The 16,469-nt window shown below is 63.8% G+C and carries 15 protein-coding genes; 12 read left to right on the plus strand and 3 right to left on the minus strand.

The window, feature by feature from the left end; genetic code table 11:
• Positions 1–56 precede the first annotated feature (56 nt).
• From HDE76_RS17535 to HDE76_RS17575, 9 genes are all read left to right on the plus strand, one after another.
• The gene (locus HDE76_RS17535; protein WP_184509439.1) at positions 57–1,370 is read left to right on the plus strand and encodes an ABC transporter permease; all 1,314 of its coding nucleotides are present in this window, start codon (positions 57–59) and stop codon (positions 1,368–1,370) included.
• Positions 1,371–1,381: 11 nt separating this feature from the next.
• On the plus strand, positions 1,382–2,614 hold the full coding sequence (locus HDE76_RS17540) for an FtsX-like permease family protein (protein ID WP_184509441.1): 1,233 nt from the start codon (positions 1,382–1,384) through the stop codon (positions 2,612–2,614).
• A gap of 181 nt (positions 2,615–2,795) precedes the next feature.
• The gene (locus HDE76_RS17545; protein WP_184509443.1) at positions 2,796–4,625 is read left to right on the plus strand and encodes a DUF885 family protein; all 1,830 of its coding nucleotides are present in this window, start codon (positions 2,796–2,798) and stop codon (positions 4,623–4,625) included.
• A gap of 65 nt (positions 4,626–4,690) precedes the next feature.
• Positions 4,691–5,434 carry a PDZ domain-containing protein gene (locus tag HDE76_RS17550; protein ID WP_184509445.1) on the plus strand — a complete coding sequence of 248 codons (744 nt, stop codon included), beginning with the start codon at positions 4,691–4,693 and terminating at the stop codon, positions 5,432–5,434.
• A gap of 125 nt (positions 5,435–5,559) precedes the next feature.
• Complete coding sequence (locus tag HDE76_RS17555; RefSeq protein ID WP_184509447.1) at positions 5,560–6,903, plus strand: sigma-54 dependent transcriptional regulator; 1,344 nt, start codon at positions 5,560–5,562, stop codon at positions 6,901–6,903.
• A gap of 58 nt (positions 6,904–6,961) precedes the next feature.
• On the plus strand, positions 6,962–8,374 hold the full coding sequence (locus tag HDE76_RS17560) for an ATP-binding protein (RefSeq protein ID WP_184509449.1): 1,413 nt from the start codon (positions 6,962–6,964) through the stop codon (positions 8,372–8,374).
• Between the two features lie 76 nt (positions 8,375–8,450).
• Entirely contained in the window at positions 8,451–9,413 is a 963-nt protein-coding gene (locus tag HDE76_RS17565) for an SPFH domain-containing protein (RefSeq protein WP_179477490.1), read from the plus strand.
• A 10-nt stretch (positions 9,414–9,423) separates the two neighbouring features.
• A complete protein-coding gene (locus tag HDE76_RS17570) occupies positions 9,424–9,867 on the plus strand; it encodes an NfeD family protein (RefSeq protein WP_184509451.1) in 444 nt (147 codons plus the stop codon).
• Positions 9,864–11,153 (plus strand): threonine/serine exporter family protein, encoded by a 1,290-nt coding sequence (locus HDE76_RS17575; RefSeq protein WP_184509453.1) that lies wholly within the window; start codon positions 9,864–9,866, stop codon positions 11,151–11,153. Before HDE76_RS17570 ends, HDE76_RS17575 begins: the two co-directional genes overlap by 4 nt.
• Positions 11,154–11,290: 137 nt before the next feature.
• Here the strand turns inward: HDE76_RS17575 and HDE76_RS17580 are convergent, their stop codons facing one another.
• The 3 genes from HDE76_RS17580 to HDE76_RS17590 form a co-directional block, all read right to left on the minus strand.
• Positions 11,291–11,614: an H-NS histone family protein gene (locus HDE76_RS17580; protein WP_179477487.1), complete on the minus strand. Its 324-nt coding sequence runs from the start codon at positions 11,612–11,614 to the stop codon at positions 11,291–11,293.
• A 364-nt stretch (positions 11,615–11,978) separates the two neighbouring features.
• On the minus strand, positions 11,979–13,676 hold the full coding sequence (locus HDE76_RS17585) for a proline--tRNA ligase (RefSeq protein WP_184509455.1): 1,698 nt from the start codon (positions 13,674–13,676) through the stop codon (positions 11,979–11,981).
• A 442-nt stretch (positions 13,677–14,118) separates the two neighbouring features.
• Positions 14,119–14,538: a DUF4124 domain-containing protein gene (locus HDE76_RS17590; RefSeq protein ID WP_179477485.1), complete on the minus strand. Its 420-nt coding sequence runs from the start codon at positions 14,536–14,538 to the stop codon at positions 14,119–14,121.
• Positions 14,539–14,701: 163 nt separating this feature from the next.
• On the opposite strand from HDE76_RS17590, the gene pssA reads away from it, so the two are divergent.
• From pssA to rimI, 3 genes are all read left to right on the plus strand, one after another.
• Entirely contained in the window at positions 14,702–15,484 is a 783-nt protein-coding gene (pssA, locus tag HDE76_RS17595; protein ID WP_179477484.1) for a CDP-diacylglycerol--serine O-phosphatidyltransferase, read from the plus strand.
• Positions 15,485–15,549: 65 nt separating this feature from the next.
• A complete protein-coding gene (locus HDE76_RS17600; RefSeq protein ID WP_343205731.1) occupies positions 15,550–15,972 on the plus strand; it encodes a hypothetical protein in 423 nt (140 codons plus the stop codon).
• Positions 15,973–15,975: 3 nt separating this feature from the next.
• Positions 15,976–16,452 (plus strand): ribosomal protein S18-alanine N-acetyltransferase, encoded by a 477-nt coding sequence (rimI, locus tag HDE76_RS17605; RefSeq protein WP_184509460.1) that lies wholly within the window; start codon positions 15,976–15,978, stop codon positions 16,450–16,452.
• Positions 16,453–16,469 lie beyond the last annotated feature (17 nt).

Below are 16,469 nucleotides of genomic sequence, written 5' to 3' on the forward strand. Positions count from 1 at the left end.
GTACTTATGCCCTCGCAATGTGTTCCTCGTTTCCTGTCCTTCGCTGGAGCCTGATCATGTTTGCCTACTACCTCGACCTGGCCTGGCATAGCCTGAGGCGCAATCCGATACTCACGGCGCTGATGGTGCTGGCCATCGGCCTGGGCATCGGTGCCAGCATGACGATGATCACGGTGTTGCACGTGCTGACGGACGATCCGCTGCCGGGACGCAGCTCGCAGTTGTTCACGCCGCATCTCGATCCGTTGCCGCTGAACTACAAGCAAGGTGGCGACAGCCCCGATGCAGCCGACAACGTCACCTGGCCGGACGCGATGGCGCTGCTCAAGGCGCACCGGGCCGAGCGGCAGGCGGCGATGGCGGGCGGTACCTTGCTGGTGCGTCCGGCACGCGCCGATTTGCGGCCGTTCAATGTCGATGGGCGTTATGCCACGGCGGACTTTTTCGCAATGTTCGGTATGCCGTTCGAGCACGGGCAGAGTTGGTCGGCGGCGGACGACGCGGCGCGCGCCCATGTGGTGGTACTGAGCGACACGCTGTATCGCAAACTCTTTGGCAACGGTAGCGGTATCGGTCAGGACGTTCGACTGGGCGAGCACGATTTTCGCGTGATCGGCGTTACAGCTGACTGGCAGCCTAAGCCGATGTTCTATGCGGATCCGGGAGCACAGCATTACAGCGATGTCGACCAGTTCTTCCTGCCGCTGTCCGCGGCAGTGGATTTGAAGCTGTCGACCAATGGCAATCAATCCGGTTGGGGCAAGAACGATGACTCCACCAGTCTTACCGGCGCCACCATGACGTGGCTGCAATTCTGGGTGCAACTGAACAGCCCTGCGCAGGCGCAGGCGTATCGTCAGTTTCTTGTCGACTACTCGGCTCAGCAGAAGGCGCAGGGCCGATTTGAGCGCCCGTCCACCGACGCGAAGCTGTACAGCCTGATGGGCTGGCTGAAGCACGAGAATCTGGTGCCGAACGACGTGCGCCTGCAACTGTGGCTTGCGCTGGGTTTCCTGTTCGTCTGCATGGTCAACATCGTGGCGTTGCTGCTGGCAAAGTTCCTGCGTCGCAGCAGCGAGATCAGCGTGCGCCGCGCGCTCGGGGCGCGACGACGCGACATCTTCCTGCAGCTGGGGATCGAGTCGGCGCTGATCGGTGTGGCCGGCGGCGTGCTCGGACTGGTGATCGCCCAGATCGGCCTTTGGAGTGTGCGCCATCGCCCCGACGACTATGCGCAGCTCGCCCAGATGGATATGCCAATGCTGCTGGGCACGCTGGCGCTGGCCATCATCGCCAGCGTGGTGGCTGGCCTGCTGCCTGCGTGGCGGGCCTGCCGCGTACAACCCGCGCTGCAGTTGAAAACGTCATGAGGATATACAGCATGCAAATGCGGCCGATACTTTCGACCCTGCGTCGGCACAAACTCACTGCGACATTACTGACGCTGCAGGTAGCGTTTACCTGCGCCATCGTCTGCAACGTAGCGTTCATGATCGCCAGTCGCGTGCAGCGGATCAGCGTGCCCACTGGCATGGCCGAGGACAAGTTGGCCGTGATCCAAAGCACGAGCATCGAGAAGGGAGAGAATCAGCAGGCCCAACATGCCGCCGATCTGGCGGCGCTGCGCGGACTTCCCGGCGTGCAGTCCGCGGTGGCGGTCAGTTATTCGTTGCCGCTGGATCAAAGCGAGTCGTCCCGCGGCACCTGCCCAAGCAAGCAAGCTTTGGACCGAGCGGAGCAAATCAATTCGATCGAGGGCAGCGGATGCATGCAGCCGACGCAATACGACGGCACGCCTGGTTTGATCAACACGCTGGGCCTGCGTCTGGTTGCAGGGCGAGACTTCCGGCCGGACGAATATGTGAGCACGGGCAAGCCAACGGTTGCCATTATCACCCGCGCACTGGCGCAGCATTTGTATCCGGACAAACAGGCGTTGGGACAGAGCATGTACGACGGCGATAACTACATTCGTATCGTAGGCGTCGTTGACAGGTTTCTGCGTCCAAACCTGCGTAAACCGGGTGTCGACGACGACAGCATGATCTGGCCGCAACGACCGGACGGCTCCAGCGTGCTCTACGTGCTGCGCAGCGCGCCGAAGGATCGCCAGCGCGTGCTGAAAGCCGCGGCGGCTACGCTGCTGAAGATTAACCCGAACCGCCTCATCGACCCGGGCCGGGTGCAGACCTATACGCAGATACGCGCGAAGTATTTCCAGCGCGACATCACCATGATCAGCTTGCTGTTCGCCTCGGCGCTAGGCCTGCTGTTCGTTTCTGCATTGGGCATCACCGGCCTGGCCAACTTCTGGGTGCAGCAGCGACGTCGCACCATTGGCATCCGCCGCGCCATCGGCGCCACGCGCGGCAACATCCTGCGCTATTTTCAGACCGAGAATTTTCTGATTGTCAGTTTCGGCATCGTGCTGGGCATGCTGCTGGCGTTTGCGCTGAACCTCACGCTGATGAAGTTCTACGAGCTGCCGCGTCTGCCGCTGTACTACCTGCCGATCGGTGCGTTGGTGTTATGGCTGCTCGGCCAGCTCGCCGTGCTGGGGCCGGCGCTGCGTGCGGCCGCCGTGCCGCCCGTGATCGCAACGCGCGGTGTTTAGGCTATGGCGATGCGCTTGGAAAAGAGTGCGGCAAGCGTGTGAATGAAGTGTGGTCACAGCTTAAATTCTTCCTCGCCCCACGCCCCAGTCCACCTCCGCTCCGCAAACCATGCACTCTGGCACGGGAGGATCGGGGCGATGACGATCACAATCCAGGTACAACCTTGGGGAGAGACACTTGATGAAAACGTTGCCGTTATTGATCGCTGCGAGCCTGCTGGGCTCCGTGACCGTTGCTACCGCCGTACAGGCTGCGCCTGCGGCACAGGCAGCAACCACCGATGTGGCCAGCCGGGTGGCGGCGCTGAACGCGCTGCTGGCCGAGCAGTGGCAGCATCAGCTGGAAACCAGCCCCGAGTTTGCGACCACGCTGGGCGATCTACGCTATAACAGCCAATGGAGCGATGCATCGCTGGCGCATGCAGAAAGCGAGCACAAGGCGACCGTCGATTTTCTGCATCGGTTCCGCGCGATCGATACCGCCGGTTTTTCCGATACCGACGCACTGAACCAGCAGCTGATGGTGCGACAACTTCGCGACAGCCTGCACAGCTACGATCTGAAGCTGTACGAAATGCCGCTGGATCAGATGGGCGGCGCGCATATCGCGCTGGCCGGTTTTGTCAGCTCGATTCCGTTCGACAACACCAAGGAATACGACGATTACCTCGCCCGCCTGAAGGCTGTGCCGAAGCTTTTCGATCAGGTGACGGAAGTGGCGAAGCAAGGCCTGCGTGACAAGATGATGCCGCCGAAATACGTGCTGGAAAAGGTAGTTGTGCAGATCGACAGCATCGAAAAATCCGCCGGCATGGATAGCGTGTTCGCCGAGCCGTTGAAGCATTTCCCCCAGTCGGTATCCGCCGCCGATCAGAAGCGGCTGCACGATGCGATTCTCGCGGCGATCGAGCACGACGTGCGCCCGGCCTATAAAAAGCTCGGCGAATTCGTGGCCAAGGATTACGCACCGCACGGGCGTGCCGAGCCGGGCATCTGGAACCTGCCCAACGGCGATGCGATCTACCGTTTTGATGTCGAACAGATGACCACCACCGAGGAAACGCCGGATCAGATCCACGCGCTGGGCCTGGCCGAGGTGAAGCGTATCGAAGGCGAGATGACGGCCATCGCCAAGTCGCAGGGTTTTGCCGATCTGGCCAGCTTCCGCGCTTCGCTGAAAACCAATCCGAAGACGCATGCCACCTCGCGTGACGACATCCTCAACCGCTACCGCAATTATCTGGCGCAGATGCAGCCGCAGCTGCCCAAGCTGTTCGGGCTGTTGCCGAAGACCAAGGTGGTGGTGGTGCCGGTCGAGCCTTTCCGCGAGAAGGAAGCTGCAGCGGCCGAATACCATCAGGGTACGCCGGACGGTTCGCGTCCCGGGCAGATTTTCGTCAACACCGGCGACTTCGCTAACCGCAGCGTGCTGACGATCGAATCCACCGCGTATCACGAGGGCATCCCCGGCCATCACCTGCAGATTTCGATTGCGCAGACGCTGCCGGCGCTGCCGCCGTTCCGCCAGCAGGCGGGCTATACCGCGTATATCGAGGGCTGGGCGCTGTATGCCGAGCAGCTGGGCAAAGACATCGGCTTCTATCAGGATCCGCTGTCGGATTACGGCCGCCTGTCCGATGAGCTGTTGCGCGCCGATCGCCTGGTGCTCGATACCGGCGTGCACGACAAGCATTGGACGCGTCAGCAGATGGTCGATTTCTTCCACGCGCATTCCAGCGAAGACGAGCCGGACGTGCAGGCCGAAACCGATCGCTACATCACCTGGCCGGCCCAGGCGCTGGCCTACAAGACCGGCGAGCTGAAGATTCTCGAGCTGCGCGCACGGGCGAAAAAGGCGCTGGGCAGCCAGTTCGATATTCGCGCGTTCCACGACGAGATTCTCAACGGCGGCGCGCTGCCGCTGGACGTGCTGGAGACGCGCGTCAATGCGTGGATTGCGGCGGTGAAAGCCGGCAAGGCGCCGGCACATCCGGCGGCGCCTGCCGGTTGAATCGAGCGCGCTGGCCGGCCTCGATCCGGTCGGCGCCTCTGCTCAGGTCTACCGGAGGAACGATGATGAGACGTTTGTTACTCGGCGGCATGTTCGTCTTGGTCAGCGCGCTGGCACGGCCGGCGCTGGCTGGCTGGGTCTATCAGCTCAATTCGGACGATAGCCTGAGTTGGCGCATCGCCGACCACGCGTTGAAGCTGCATTCCGATAATACCTCGGGCATCACGGTAACGAAGGTCGGCACGGCGCCCGTGTGGGGTCTGCACGAGGGCGATGTGATCGTTGCGGTGGACGATCACTCGCTGAAGCATGTCAGTGAGTTGATGAACTGGCTGCGTACCAGCAAGCCGGCCACCGTGGTGCTGCATGTGCGGCGCGCGGGTGCGCCGCTCGCTTTGAGCGTGACGGCGGCAGAATACGGCCAGGTCATTTCGCCCATACCGCCGACTCCGCCAGAACCTCAGCCGCCTCCGCCCACAATAGACAGCGGCCGGTATACCTACGAACATACGACCGACGACAGCCTGAGCTGGCGCAACACTGACCACGCGCTGCAGCTGACGTCGAGTAAGGCCACGGGTATTACGGTGACCAAGGTAGTCCCCGAATCGCTATGGGGTCTGCAGGACGGCGATGTGATCACGGCGGCCGACGGTACGCCTTTGAAGAACGTCAGCGAATTGATGGACCGATTTCGTGCCAGCCGGCCCGCGGCGGTGAAGCTGCAGCTGCGTCGCGGTGGTTCGTCCGTGGACATCACTGTGGCGGCGGTCGACTACGCGGACCTCATTTCGCCGGCATTGCCATAGTGCTCGAAAACCATCCATGAACGACATCACGTATCGATTTCGTTGCCATCGCTGGCCAGTAGTCCGATAGTCATGCAAACCTTTGCGGCCGGAGCGGCATCTATGTCCGCATGTGCAGAAAAAAAATGACGCGTAGCGTACTCATCATCGACGACAACCCGGCCGTGGGCGAGGCGCTTTCGCTGGCGTTGTCCCTGCACGACATCCGGCCGCTCACCGCGCTCACCCCGGACGAAGGCCTGGCCATGCTGCAGCGTGAGGCCATCGACGTGGTGATACAGGACATGAACTTCACCGCCGATACCACCTCGGGCGAGGAGGGCGTGGCGCTGTTCCGCGCGATCCGCGAGCAGCATCCGGATCTGCCGCTGATCCTGCTCACGGCGTGGACGCATCTGGAAACCGCGGTGGAGCTGGTCAAGGCCGGCGCAGCGGATTATCTGGCCAAACCGTGGGACGACAACAAGCTGATCGCCACGGTCGAAAACCTGCTCGAACTGTCCGAGTCCAATCGCGAAGTGACGCGCACGCGGCGCGAGCGCAAGCGCCGGCGCGAGGCGCTGCAGGGTAAGTACGAGCTGGATAATCTGGTCTTCGCCTCCGAAGCGATGGCGCGAACGCTGGAGCTGGCCTGCCAAGTCGCCAAGGCCGACGTGCCGGTGCTGATCACCGGGCCCAACGGCACCGGCAAGGAGCGCATCGCGGCGATCGTGCACGCCAATTCGGCCGTGCGGCGGGGTCCCTTTGTCGCTGTGAACTGCGGCGCGCTGCCCGGCGAGCTGATCGAGGCCGAATTGTTCGGCGCCGATGCCGGGGCCTACACCGGTGCCAACAAGGCGCGCGAGGGTCGATTCGAACTGGCCGACGGCGGCACGCTGTTTCTCGACGAAATCGGCAACCTGCCGCTGCCGGGTCAGATGAAACTGCTGCGGGTACTGGAAACCGGCCAGTTCGAGCGGCTGGGCTCCGGCCGCACGCGGCAGGTCAAGGTGCGCGTGCTGAGCGCGACCAACGCCGACCTCAAGGCGATGATCCGCGCCGGCACCTTCCGCGAAGATCTGTACTATCGCCTCAACGTGATCGAAGTGAATCTGCCGCCGCTGACCGAGCGCAGCGACGACATCCTGCCGCTGGCCGAGTTCTTTCTCGACGGGCGCGCCGAGCTGGGCGATGCGGCGCGCGATGCAATGCTCAACTATCCGTGGCCGGGCAACGTGCGCGAGCTGAAGAATGCGATCGAGCGCGCGGCGTTGCTTTCGGGCGAAGGCCCGATTACGCCCGAGCTGCTCAATCTGGCGGCGCACGTGTCCACCGCCACGCGCAATCTCGATGAGCCCAGTCGTGAAACCGTCGAGGCAGCGCTGCACAAGGCCGACGGTGTAGTCAGCCGCGCGGCGCAGAGCCTCGGCCTGTCGCGCCAGGCCCTGTATCGACGTATGGAGCGCTACGGGCTGGCAGCGCCGGCGTGATGGCATATGGACGGCTAAATGATCTGACGATAATGGCTCTGTTCGCGAGGTCTGCCGCGTGTGGCGCTGGCTGAATTCGCTGCGTACGCGGCTGACCCTGCTGCTGGCGTTGGCTAGCGTGGCGGGTGCGCTGATCTATGCCGGCGTCACGCAGTGGCCGTTGCCGCAGCTGCTGGTATGGATGCAGACCGAGCTGACGGTGAAGGATCCTTCAGTGCAGGTCGCCGCCAAGGCGCTGCCGGTGACCCATCTGGGCATCTACGGCGCGCTCGGCATCTGTGCGGTGCTGCTGTTGCTGCTGGCGTTCTGGCTGGCCGGTCAGGCCATGGCGCCGGTGAGCCGGCTGCTGCGTGCGCTGGAGGGCGCGGTCGCCAGTTACCGCGACGGGGATTTCAGCATATCGATCGGCATTCATCGCCGCGACGAGCTCGGTGAGTTGATCCAGATGCACAATGCGCTGGGCCAGACCCTGCGCGAGCAGCGTCAGCATCTGGCTCAGCGCGAACTGCTGCTGGATACCGTAGTGCAGAACACGCCGGTGGCCCTTGTGCTGACCGACAGCATCGGTCGGGTGGCGTACGCCAACATCGCCTCGCGGCATCTGTTCAACGAGGGTCGCAGCCTGCACGGGCTGGAATTCGCCCGGCTGCTGGACGGTGCGCCCGAGGCGCTGCGCCGCGCGGTGGAAGACGGCGAAGATGCGTTGCTCAGCGTGGAAATGGACGGCAGCGAGGAAACGTTCCACATCTCGCAGCGCGCGTTTCGCCTGCAGGGTCGGCCGCATCGGCTGCAGCTGTTTCGACGTATGACGCGCGAGCTGTCGCGCCAGGAGGTGGCGACATGGAAACGGGTGATCCGGGTGATCAGTCACGAGCTCAATAACTCGTTGGCGCCGATTTCTTCGCTCGCCCATTCCGGCGCGGAGCTGGCGCGGCGCGGCAACGTGGATCGATTGCCCGGCGTGTTCGCCACCATCAGCGAGCGCGCCAAGCACCTGCACAGTTTCATTTCCGGTTACGCCAGTTTCGCCAAATTGCCCACGCCGCAGTCGGTCGCCATTGAGTGGACGCCGTTTTTGGAAGGATTGTCGCTGCACTGCCAGTATCGCCTGGTGCCACCCGCGCCGACGCGGCCGGGTTATTTCGACGCCGTGCAGATCGAGCAGGTGCTGATCAACCTGATCAAGAATGCGCATGAGTCCGGCAGCGGCGAAGACGACGTCACGCTGTCCATTACGGAAGTCGGCCGCGAGCTGCGCATCGAGGTCGCCGACCGCGGTCCCGGCATGACCGACACCGTACTGGCGCAGGCGCTGTTACCTTTCTATTCGACTAAGCGTGCCGGCACCGGGCTGGGCCTGGCGCTGACTCGTGAAATCGCCGAGGCGCATGGCGGCCGCGTGCTGCTGGCCAATCGCGAAGATGGCGGGTTGCGCGTCACCTTGCTGTTGCCGCAGGCGGCATTGCGTTAAACCGCGGGTTGGCGCGGCCGCGCGCGTAACAGCAGCTCGCCTATACTGATGTCTTCGTCACGGATGGGGACAGGTCATGGGTCAGATTCTCGCGTTGGTCATTGTGCTGGTGGTCGTGGTCATTCTGGCCAAGCTGGTGCGCATCGTGCCGCAGGGCTTCGAGTGGACGGTGGAAACGTTCGGCAAATACACGCATACGTTGAGCCCGGGTCTGCATCTGCTGATTCCGATCTATCAAACGGTCGGGCGCAAGATCAATATGATGGAGCAGGTGCTCGACGTGCCCTCACAGGACGTGATCACCAAGGATAACGCCGTGGTGCGCGTGGATGGCGTGGTGTTCTATCAGGTGCTGGATGCGTCGAAGGCGGCGTACGAAGTCTCCAACCTGGAGCAGGCCTCGCTGGCGCTTATCATGACCAATATCCGCACCGTGCTCGGTTCGATGGATCTGGATGAGAGCCTGAGCCAGCGCGACGGCATCAACGCCAAACTGCTGCGCGTGGTGGACGAGGCGACGCATCCATGGGGCGTCAAGGTCAACCGTATCGAGATCAAGGATATCGCTCCGCCGCGCGACCTGATCGACGCGATGGCGCGGCAGATGAAGGCCGAGCGCGAGAAGCGCGCGAATATTCTCGACGCGGAAGGCTTCCGGCAGGCGGCGATTCTCAAGGCCGAAGGCGAAAAGCAGTCGGTGATCCTGGCGGCAGAGGGCGAGAAAGAAGCGGCGTTCCGTGCCGCCGAGGCGCGCGAGCGTTCCGCCGAAGCCGAAGCCAAGGCCACCACGATGGTGTCCGACGCGATTTCCGGCGGCAACGTCAATGCGCTGAACTACTTCGTCGCCAACAATTATGTGGAAGCGCTGAAAGAGATGGCCAAATCGCCGAACCAGAAAATGCTGCTGCTGCCGATCGAGGCCACCGGCATTCTGGGGTCGCTGGCCGGTATTGCCGAGCTGGCGAAAGAGTCGCTAGGCCAGCAGCAGCGTTCGGTCGCGCCGCCGGCTTCGGGCTCGTTCCAGCCGCCGCTGCGCTGAGGATTCTGCCATGGCGTTTCCCGTGCATTACCTGTGGTGGATCCTCGCGCTGCTGCTGATCGGCGGCGAAGTGCTGCTGCCGGGTTATTTCCTGTTGTGGATCGGTCTGGCCGCGGCAGCCGTCGGTGTGGTGCTGCTGGTAGTGCCGCCGCTCGGACTGCTGATTCAGGCCGTGCTGTTTGCGCTGCTGGCTTTCGCGGCTTGCGTGCTTTACGCCCGCGTGCTGCGGCCGAAGCTGGATAAAAGCGAGCCGGGCAGCGAAACGCTCAATCGTCGCGGCGAGCGCATGATCGGCCAGCGCTACGAGCTGATCGAGCCGATCGTCAACGGCCGCGGCAAGGCGCGCGTCGGCGACGGCCAGTGGCTGGTCAACGGACCGGATCTGCCGCTGGGCAGTCTGGTCGAAGTGATCGCCGTCGATGGCACCACGTTGAAGGTGCGCGCGGCGACATGAGTGCGAGCGCAGTCGGCACGGCGAGCATCCATCCATCGTTCGCGACGACGGCGATCAGCACGCGCATCGCCTTTTTGCTCGAGCTGACGCGGCGGCTACATCAGTACGGCACCGCTTCGCCACGGCTGGAGATGGCGATTTCGAGTTCGGCGCAGCGACTGGGTTTGAGTGCGGACGTGTGGTCCAGCCCTACGGCGGTCATCATTTCGTTTACGGACCTTGGGCAAGGCGAGGAGGGCGTGGCGCAAACCACGCAAGTCATGCGTCTGGCGCCGGGCGATGTGAACCTGGCGCGGCTGTGCGAGGCCGATGACATTGCCGATCAGGTGGTTGCCGGTGAAATCGGTCTGCGCGAAGGTTTCCAGCGGCTGCGCGCACTGGGGCGGCCCGATTCGCGTCGCGCGCAGGCCGCCGTCGTCGCTACTTACGGACTGTCTGCGGCGTGCGTGGTCGCACTGTTTCTGCACAGCGCCTGGCCGGATCTGCTGACCGCGGCTTTCATCGGTCTGATCATCGGCAGCATCACGGTGCTGGCGGCCAAGCGGCCGCAGCTGTCGATTGCCAGCGATGCGATCTGCGCGCTGGTGGCGACCACGGTGGCAACCGTCGTCAGTGCGTTCGTGGTGCCGCTGGCGATCAAGTCCGTGGTGCTGGCCAGCCTGATCGTGCTGGTGCCGGGCATGTCGCTGACCACGGCGGTGCGCGAGATCTCCAGCCAGCACCTAGTGGCCGGCATGGCACGCATGGGCGGCGCGGTGGCGACCCTGCTCAAGCTCACCTTCGGCACGGTAGCGGCGACGACGCTGTGCGCGGCGGTGGGTATCGAACCGCGCGATTACGCGCTGCCGCCGTTGCCGGGCTGGACCGAACTGCCAGCCCTGTTGGTCGGCGCGTTCGGTTTCGCCATTTTGTTTCGCGCCGCGCGCCGCGACTGGCTGATCGTAATGGGCGCGGTTATCGTCGGTTATCTCGCCACGCGCTGGGGTGGGCAGATTTCCGGCTCGCTGCCGGCAGCGCCGTTCGGGGTTTTCCTCGGCGGCTTTTTGCTGAGCGCGATGGCCAACTCCTATGCGCGATACGCGCATCGCCCCGGCGCATTGATTCGCGAGCCCGGGATTATTCTGCTGGTACCGGGTAGCGTGGGTTTTCGCAGCATGTCCTTTCTGCTGCAGCGCGATACCTCGTTGGGTATGGATACCGGTTTGCTGCTGGTGACCCTTTTGGTGTCCCTGGTCGGCGGGCTGATGTTTGGCGAGTTGCTGGTTTCGCCGCGGCGATCGTTGTAAGAATCGACGTATTTTCACGGCCGTTACCTGGAAACGGCGGTTATTGCGAATAAAAAACGCCGGCAGATAGCCGGCGTTTTTTATGTCGAAGGGCAGGACGATAATCGACGTCAGGTCGACTCGTCGGAGAGCTGCGATCAGATCGCGAGATCTTTTTCCTTCTTGCCGGCCTTCAGCGCGTCGCTGAACCAGTGCGGGCGCTTGCCACGGCCGGACCAGGTCTGCGCGGGGTTGGCCGGGTTGCGGTATTTCGGTGCCACCGGGCTGCTGGCGCGTTTGGCCTTGCTGCGTGCCTGACCGAAAATTTCTTCGAAGGTATAACCCTCAGCCTTGATCAACGCGAGCACCTTGTCGCGAAGCTTGGCAACTTTTTCCTTGCTCAATTCATTCTGGCGAATCTGCGCCTTGCTGATGAGGTCTTTGAGCTGGGAGTGATTGAGGTTTTTGATATCGACGGCCATGTTGGTTTCCGGGGGTAAGGATCTCCGAGGGAGATCGCTGGATCGATTAATTAGATGTGTTTAATGGAGAGGGCGGCAGATAAGTGGGGAAGCCGAGCCCGGTTAATGGTCTTGCAGGGATGATTCTGGCTGATTTATCAAACCGTTGTAAAGACTGATGGCGAAATACGCCGTTTTTTTAAATGCGCCGCCGATTATGCTGCCAGGTATAAAACGTTATCGCCGGATATTGAAACGGTGCGTATGCGGGCAATGGCGCAAACGAAAATGGCCGCGCTAGGCGGCCATTTTGATGGGCGTTGATGAGGATTGCCGTGCGCCGGCGCAGGGGCGGCTGCGCCACAGCGGCGCTTGAGGGGGCTGATTAATCGAGCAGATCGAACAGCTCGTCCTGGGTCATGGCGCGATTGTCGGCGTCCTGCCGGCCGCGATATTCCAGTGTGCCGGAGGCCAGGCCACGCTCGCTCACCACCACGCGGTGCGGAATGCCGATCAGCTCCATGTCCGCAAACATGCCACCCGGGCGCAGGCCGCGGTCGTCCAGCGCCGCTTCGATGCCGCGTTGGATCAGCGATTGATACAAAGCCTCGGCCGCGGCGCCGACCTCGGGCAGGTTCTTCGGGTTGATGATGCACACCACCACGCGCCAGGGCGCCATCGCGTCGGGCCAGACGATGCCGGCGTCGTCGTGCCGCTGTTCGATCGCGGCTGCCACGATGCGGCTGACGCCGATGCCGTAGCAGCCCATGGTCAGCACCTGCGGCTTGCCCTGGTCGTCGATGACGGTGGCCTTGAGTGCCTCGGCGTATTTTTGGCCGAGCTGAAACACGTGCCCGACTTCGATGCCGCGGGCGATGTGCAGCGTGCCCTGGCCATCGGGCGACGCATCGCCCTCGACCACGTTGCGCAGGTCGGCCACGCGCGTGACGCGCGCATCGCGCAGCCAGTTGGCGCCGGTGTAGTGCGTGCCGTCGGCATTGCCGCCGCAGACGAAATCCGCCAGCACGGCGGCATCGCGATCGACGACGACCGGAATGGCGTCGGGCAGTCCCACCGGGCCGATGAAGCCGGGACGCGTGCTGGTGGCGGCACGAATTTCTTCTTCGGAGGCCAGCACCGATTCGTCCGGCAGTTCGATCAGCTTGCCCGCCTTGACCTCGTTGATCTCGTGGTCGCCGCGCAGGCACAGCGCGACCAGGCCCTCGCGGCCGCGCACCAGCAGGGTCTTGATGCATTGCTGCGGAGCGACCTGAAGAAAGGCCGAAACTTCATCAATGGTTCGCTGTTTCGGGGTGTCGACGCGCTGCAGCTCGGCACCGGGCGCGGGGCGGTCACCCGCAGGCGCCTGCGCCTCGGCCTTCTCCATGTTGGCGGCGTAATCGGAGCCATCGGAAAACACGATGGCGTCCTCGCCCGAATCGGCCAGCACCTGAAACTCGTGGCTGGCGTTGCCGCCGATGGCGCCGGTATCGGCCTGCACTGCGCGAAAGGTCAGCCCCAGTCGGGTGAAGATGCGGGTATAGGCCTCGTACATCGCCTGGTAGGTCTGCGCCAGCGATTCCTGCGTGAGATGGAAGGAGTAGGCGTCCTTCATCAGGAATTCGCGCGCGCGCATCACGCCGAAGCGCGGGCGAATCTCGTCGCGGAACTTGGTCTGGATCTGGTAGAAGTTGACCGGCAGCTGCTTGTAACTTTTCAGCTCGTTGCGGGCGAAGTCGGTGATCACTTCCTCGTGCGTGGGGCCGTAGCAGAACTCCTGCTGCTTGCGGTCCTTGATCTTCAGCAGCTGGCCGCCGAACTTCTGCCAGCGGCCGGTTTCTTCCCACAGCTCGCGCGGCTGGATCGAAGGCATCAGCATCTCGATGGCGCCGGCACGGTTCATCTCCTCGCGCACGACTCTCTCCACCTTGCGCAGCACGCGCAGGCCCAGCGGCGACCAGGTATACAGGCCGGAGGCCAGCCGGCGGATCATGCCGGCGCGCAACATCAGTCGGTGACTGGCGATTTCGGCGTCGGCGGGGACTTCCTTGACGGTGGCCAGATGGAATTGGCTGAGGCGCATGCGGGTTTGTTCCGGCGTGATGAAAGACGCCAATTGTAGCGGCCTGCCGGCGGCACCGGTCGGAGCGGCGGCACCTAGAGCTTGTTCAACGTCTCCACGTCGCTCGCGTTGCCTCGCCGTGGCCGCCAGGTGGTGGTGCGCGGTTTGACTTGCCAGCCAGGCAAGCGCTGCGCCACCTGGCGGCCACGGCGAGGCAACCCGCAGGGCCGGGTCTGTTTGCCCGCCATCCGGCGTCATCACTGGTCGTGGACGGGCGTCCACTCCTCGCTCCTCAAAGCCGGCGCCATTCATGGCGCCTCCCCGCCTACCCTCGTTCTTACTTGGCCTGCGCGCCAACCGTTCCCGGCGCGGGCCACGCGGAGACGTTGAACAGGCTCTTAAGCGTTCGCCAGGCGCTCTTGCCGGCGCGCTGCTGGGCGCCGATATCCGCGATTACCCGGAATTATTTGGCGCAGTATTGCTGGTACTGCGCCTGTACCGCGCTGGCCTGCTGCTTGCGCGTGCTGTCGTCGAGCGCGGTCTGTTTGCCGCCTTGCTGCATCACGACCGGGGCCGCGCTTTGCAGCGCGGCCAGATTGGTTTGCAGCGAGCTGCACAGTTTCGCGCGGTTTTCCGGCGTGTCGGCTACGGTGGTCGTGGTCGGCTGCGCTGGGGCGGGAGCGGCGGCTGGCGCAGCAGTGCTGGCTGCCGGCGTGGGCGGCACCGACGTATCGGCCTTCACTTCCTTGAACTTGGTGCCATTGCTGGAGGGCGGCGTTTGCGAGTAATGCACGGTGCCGTTGGCATCCTTCCATTTGTAGACCTGGGCACCGACCAGCGGAGCCATCAGCAGCAGTGCCAGCGCAATCATCGAACGATGCATGGTTTTCCCCCTGGGTTATTCGACGACAAACGATGAGCGAGCGCTGCGCAACGGAATGGCACATGGCCAATCGGCCAATCCGGCTGCCTAGTTAACATCCACCACCGCCCGGACTCAAGCGAGCGATGGTTTACACTGAGCGTATGTTGTCACGGATTGTTTCATGAACGACGCGATGCCCGCCCGCCAGCCGCCTCATCGCGGCATTTATCTGCTGCCGAACCTGGTCACCACCGGGGCGATGTTCGCCGGTTTCTACGCGATTATTGCCAGCATCGGTGGTCATTACACCGACGCGGCAGTGGCGGTTTTCATGGCGGCGGTGCTGGATGGCCTGGATGGCCGCGTGGCGCGGCTCACCGGTACGCAGAGCGAATTCGGCGTGCAGTACGACTCGCTATCCGACCTGATCAGCTTCGGCATGGCGCCGGCGCTGGTGATGTACGCCTGGTCGCTGTCCACGCTGAAGGATTTCGGCCCGCTGTGGGGCAAGCTGGGCTGGGCTGCCGCTTTCATTTACGTCGCCTGCGCGGCGCTGCGGCTGGCGCGCTTCAACACCCAGGTCGGCGTGGCCGACAAGCGCTATTTCCAGGGCCTTGCCAGTCCGGCGGCCGCGGCGGTATGCATGTCGTTCGTGTGGGTGGTCGACAAGACCGGCCTGCCGGGCAGCGAGTTCTGTTTCATCACGCCGGTGATGGCCGTCATCGTGGGTCTGCTGATGGTCAGCCGGTTTCGCTATTTCAGTTTCAAGTCGCTGCCGATGGGCGAGCGCGGCCACGTGCCGTTCGGCTGGATGGTGGGCGCGGTGCTGCTGCTCGGTTTGCTGGTGCTCGATACGGCATGGGTGCTGTTTGTCGGTTTCACGCTGTATCTGCTCTCCGGGCCGGTCTGGACCATGTGCCGGCTGGCCACGCATCGTCGGCGCGTTCGTCGGGGCGTGGCGTGAACGCATCGGCATCCCCTCGGTCTGCCACCCTGAGCCAGCGCTCTCGTGTGCTGCGGGCGTTGGGCGTGACGCCATGGGTGCAACGCGCGACGAGGGCTGGGCCAACCGTCGCCGAGCCGTCGCAACCGTTGCCCGATCTGGCCGCCGGTGTCGCTTGCGTCGTGGTGTTGCCCCAGAGCTGCGCGACGCGCGAACTGGATCTGCTGGGTCGCCTGCTCAACGCCTGCGGTTCGACATTGGCGCGCGCCGCGCGCGTGCGGGTCACCGACGGCCAGCTGGCCGAGGTGCCCCATGCGCGGGCCTATCTGGTTTTCGGCGAGGCCCAGGCCCATGCGCTGGGGCGAGCTTTGCCCGCGGCCGCCATGCAGAGTGCGCAAATCGTTCTGGCCGATGAGTTGGTACAGGTGCTGACCGCTGCCGAGGCCAAACGGCGGCTGTGGAGTGCGCTGCGCAATCTGCGCCGCGCGCTGGCTGTCGTGGAGCACTGAGCGGTGGCGGCGGTGGTCAAGCCGGTGATCCAGGTGCGCGCGATGCGCAACGAGGACCTCTCCCGGGTCGGCGAACTGGAAAACGCTTCCTACGATTTTCCCTGGTCGCAGGGCGTGTTCGCCGACTGCCTGCGCGCCGGCCATCCCTGCTGGGTGCTGTGCGTGGACGCCCTGGTCGCCGGCTACGGCATTCTCTCCATCGGTGCCGACGAAGCCCACATACTCAATATCTGCATCGCCCCGGATTACCGCGGCCAGGGTCTGGGCCGGCATCTGCTGCGCCGCTTGCTGGATATTGCGCGCTGGAACGGCGCCGAGCGCGTCTTCCTCGAAGTTCGACCGTCCAATCCGCTGGCCAAGAGCCTGTACGAGTCGCTGGGCTTCAAGGAAATCGGCAGGCGGCCGCGCTACTACCCGGCGAAGAACGGACGCGAGGATGCGATCGTGATGGTGCTGGAACTGGGCGCCGCTTTGACTTGAAAGCCGCGCTTTGGGTT

This window comes from Rhodanobacter sp. ANJX3 (assembly GCF_014200755.1).
Taxonomy (GTDB): domain Bacteria; phylum Pseudomonadota; class Gammaproteobacteria; order Xanthomonadales; family Rhodanobacteraceae; genus Rhodanobacter.

Bases quoted from the DNA above. Each gene is read 5' to 3' on its own strand.
- HDE76_RS17535 (WP_184509439.1), top strand. From the start codon at position 57: ATGTTTGCCTACTACCTCGACCTGGCCTGGCATAGCCTGAGGCGCAAT.
- HDE76_RS17540 (WP_184509441.1), top strand. From the start codon at position 1,382: ATGCAAATGCGGCCGATACTTTCGACCCTGCGTCGGCACAAACTCACT.
- HDE76_RS17545 (WP_184509443.1), top strand. From the start codon at position 2,796: ATGAAAACGTTGCCGTTATTGATCGCTGCGAGCCTGCTGGGCTCCGTG.
- HDE76_RS17550 (WP_184509445.1), top strand. From the start codon at position 4,691: ATGAGACGTTTGTTACTCGGCGGCATGTTCGTCTTGGTCAGCGCGCTG.
- HDE76_RS17555 (WP_184509447.1), top strand. From the start codon at position 5,560: ATGACGCGTAGCGTACTCATCATCGACGACAACCCGGCCGTGGGCGAG.
- HDE76_RS17565 (WP_179477490.1), top strand. From the start codon at position 8,451: ATGGGTCAGATTCTCGCGTTGGTCATTGTGCTGGTGGTCGTGGTCATT.
- HDE76_RS17570 (WP_184509451.1), top strand. From the start codon at position 9,424: ATGGCGTTTCCCGTGCATTACCTGTGGTGGATCCTCGCGCTGCTGCTG.
- HDE76_RS17575 (WP_184509453.1), top strand. From the start codon at position 9,864: ATGAGTGCGAGCGCAGTCGGCACGGCGAGCATCCATCCATCGTTCGCG.
- HDE76_RS17580 (WP_179477487.1), bottom strand. From the start codon at position 11,614: ATGGCCGTCGATATCAAAAACCTCAATCACTCCCAGCTCAAAGACCTC.
- HDE76_RS17585 (WP_184509455.1), bottom strand. From the start codon at position 13,676: ATGCGCCTCAGCCAATTCCATCTGGCCACCGTCAAGGAAGTCCCCGCC.
- HDE76_RS17590 (WP_179477485.1), bottom strand. From the start codon at position 14,538: ATGCATCGTTCGATGATTGCGCTGGCACTGCTGCTGATGGCTCCGCTG.
- pssA (WP_179477484.1), top strand. From the start codon at position 14,702: ATGAACGACGCGATGCCCGCCCGCCAGCCGCCTCATCGCGGCATTTAT.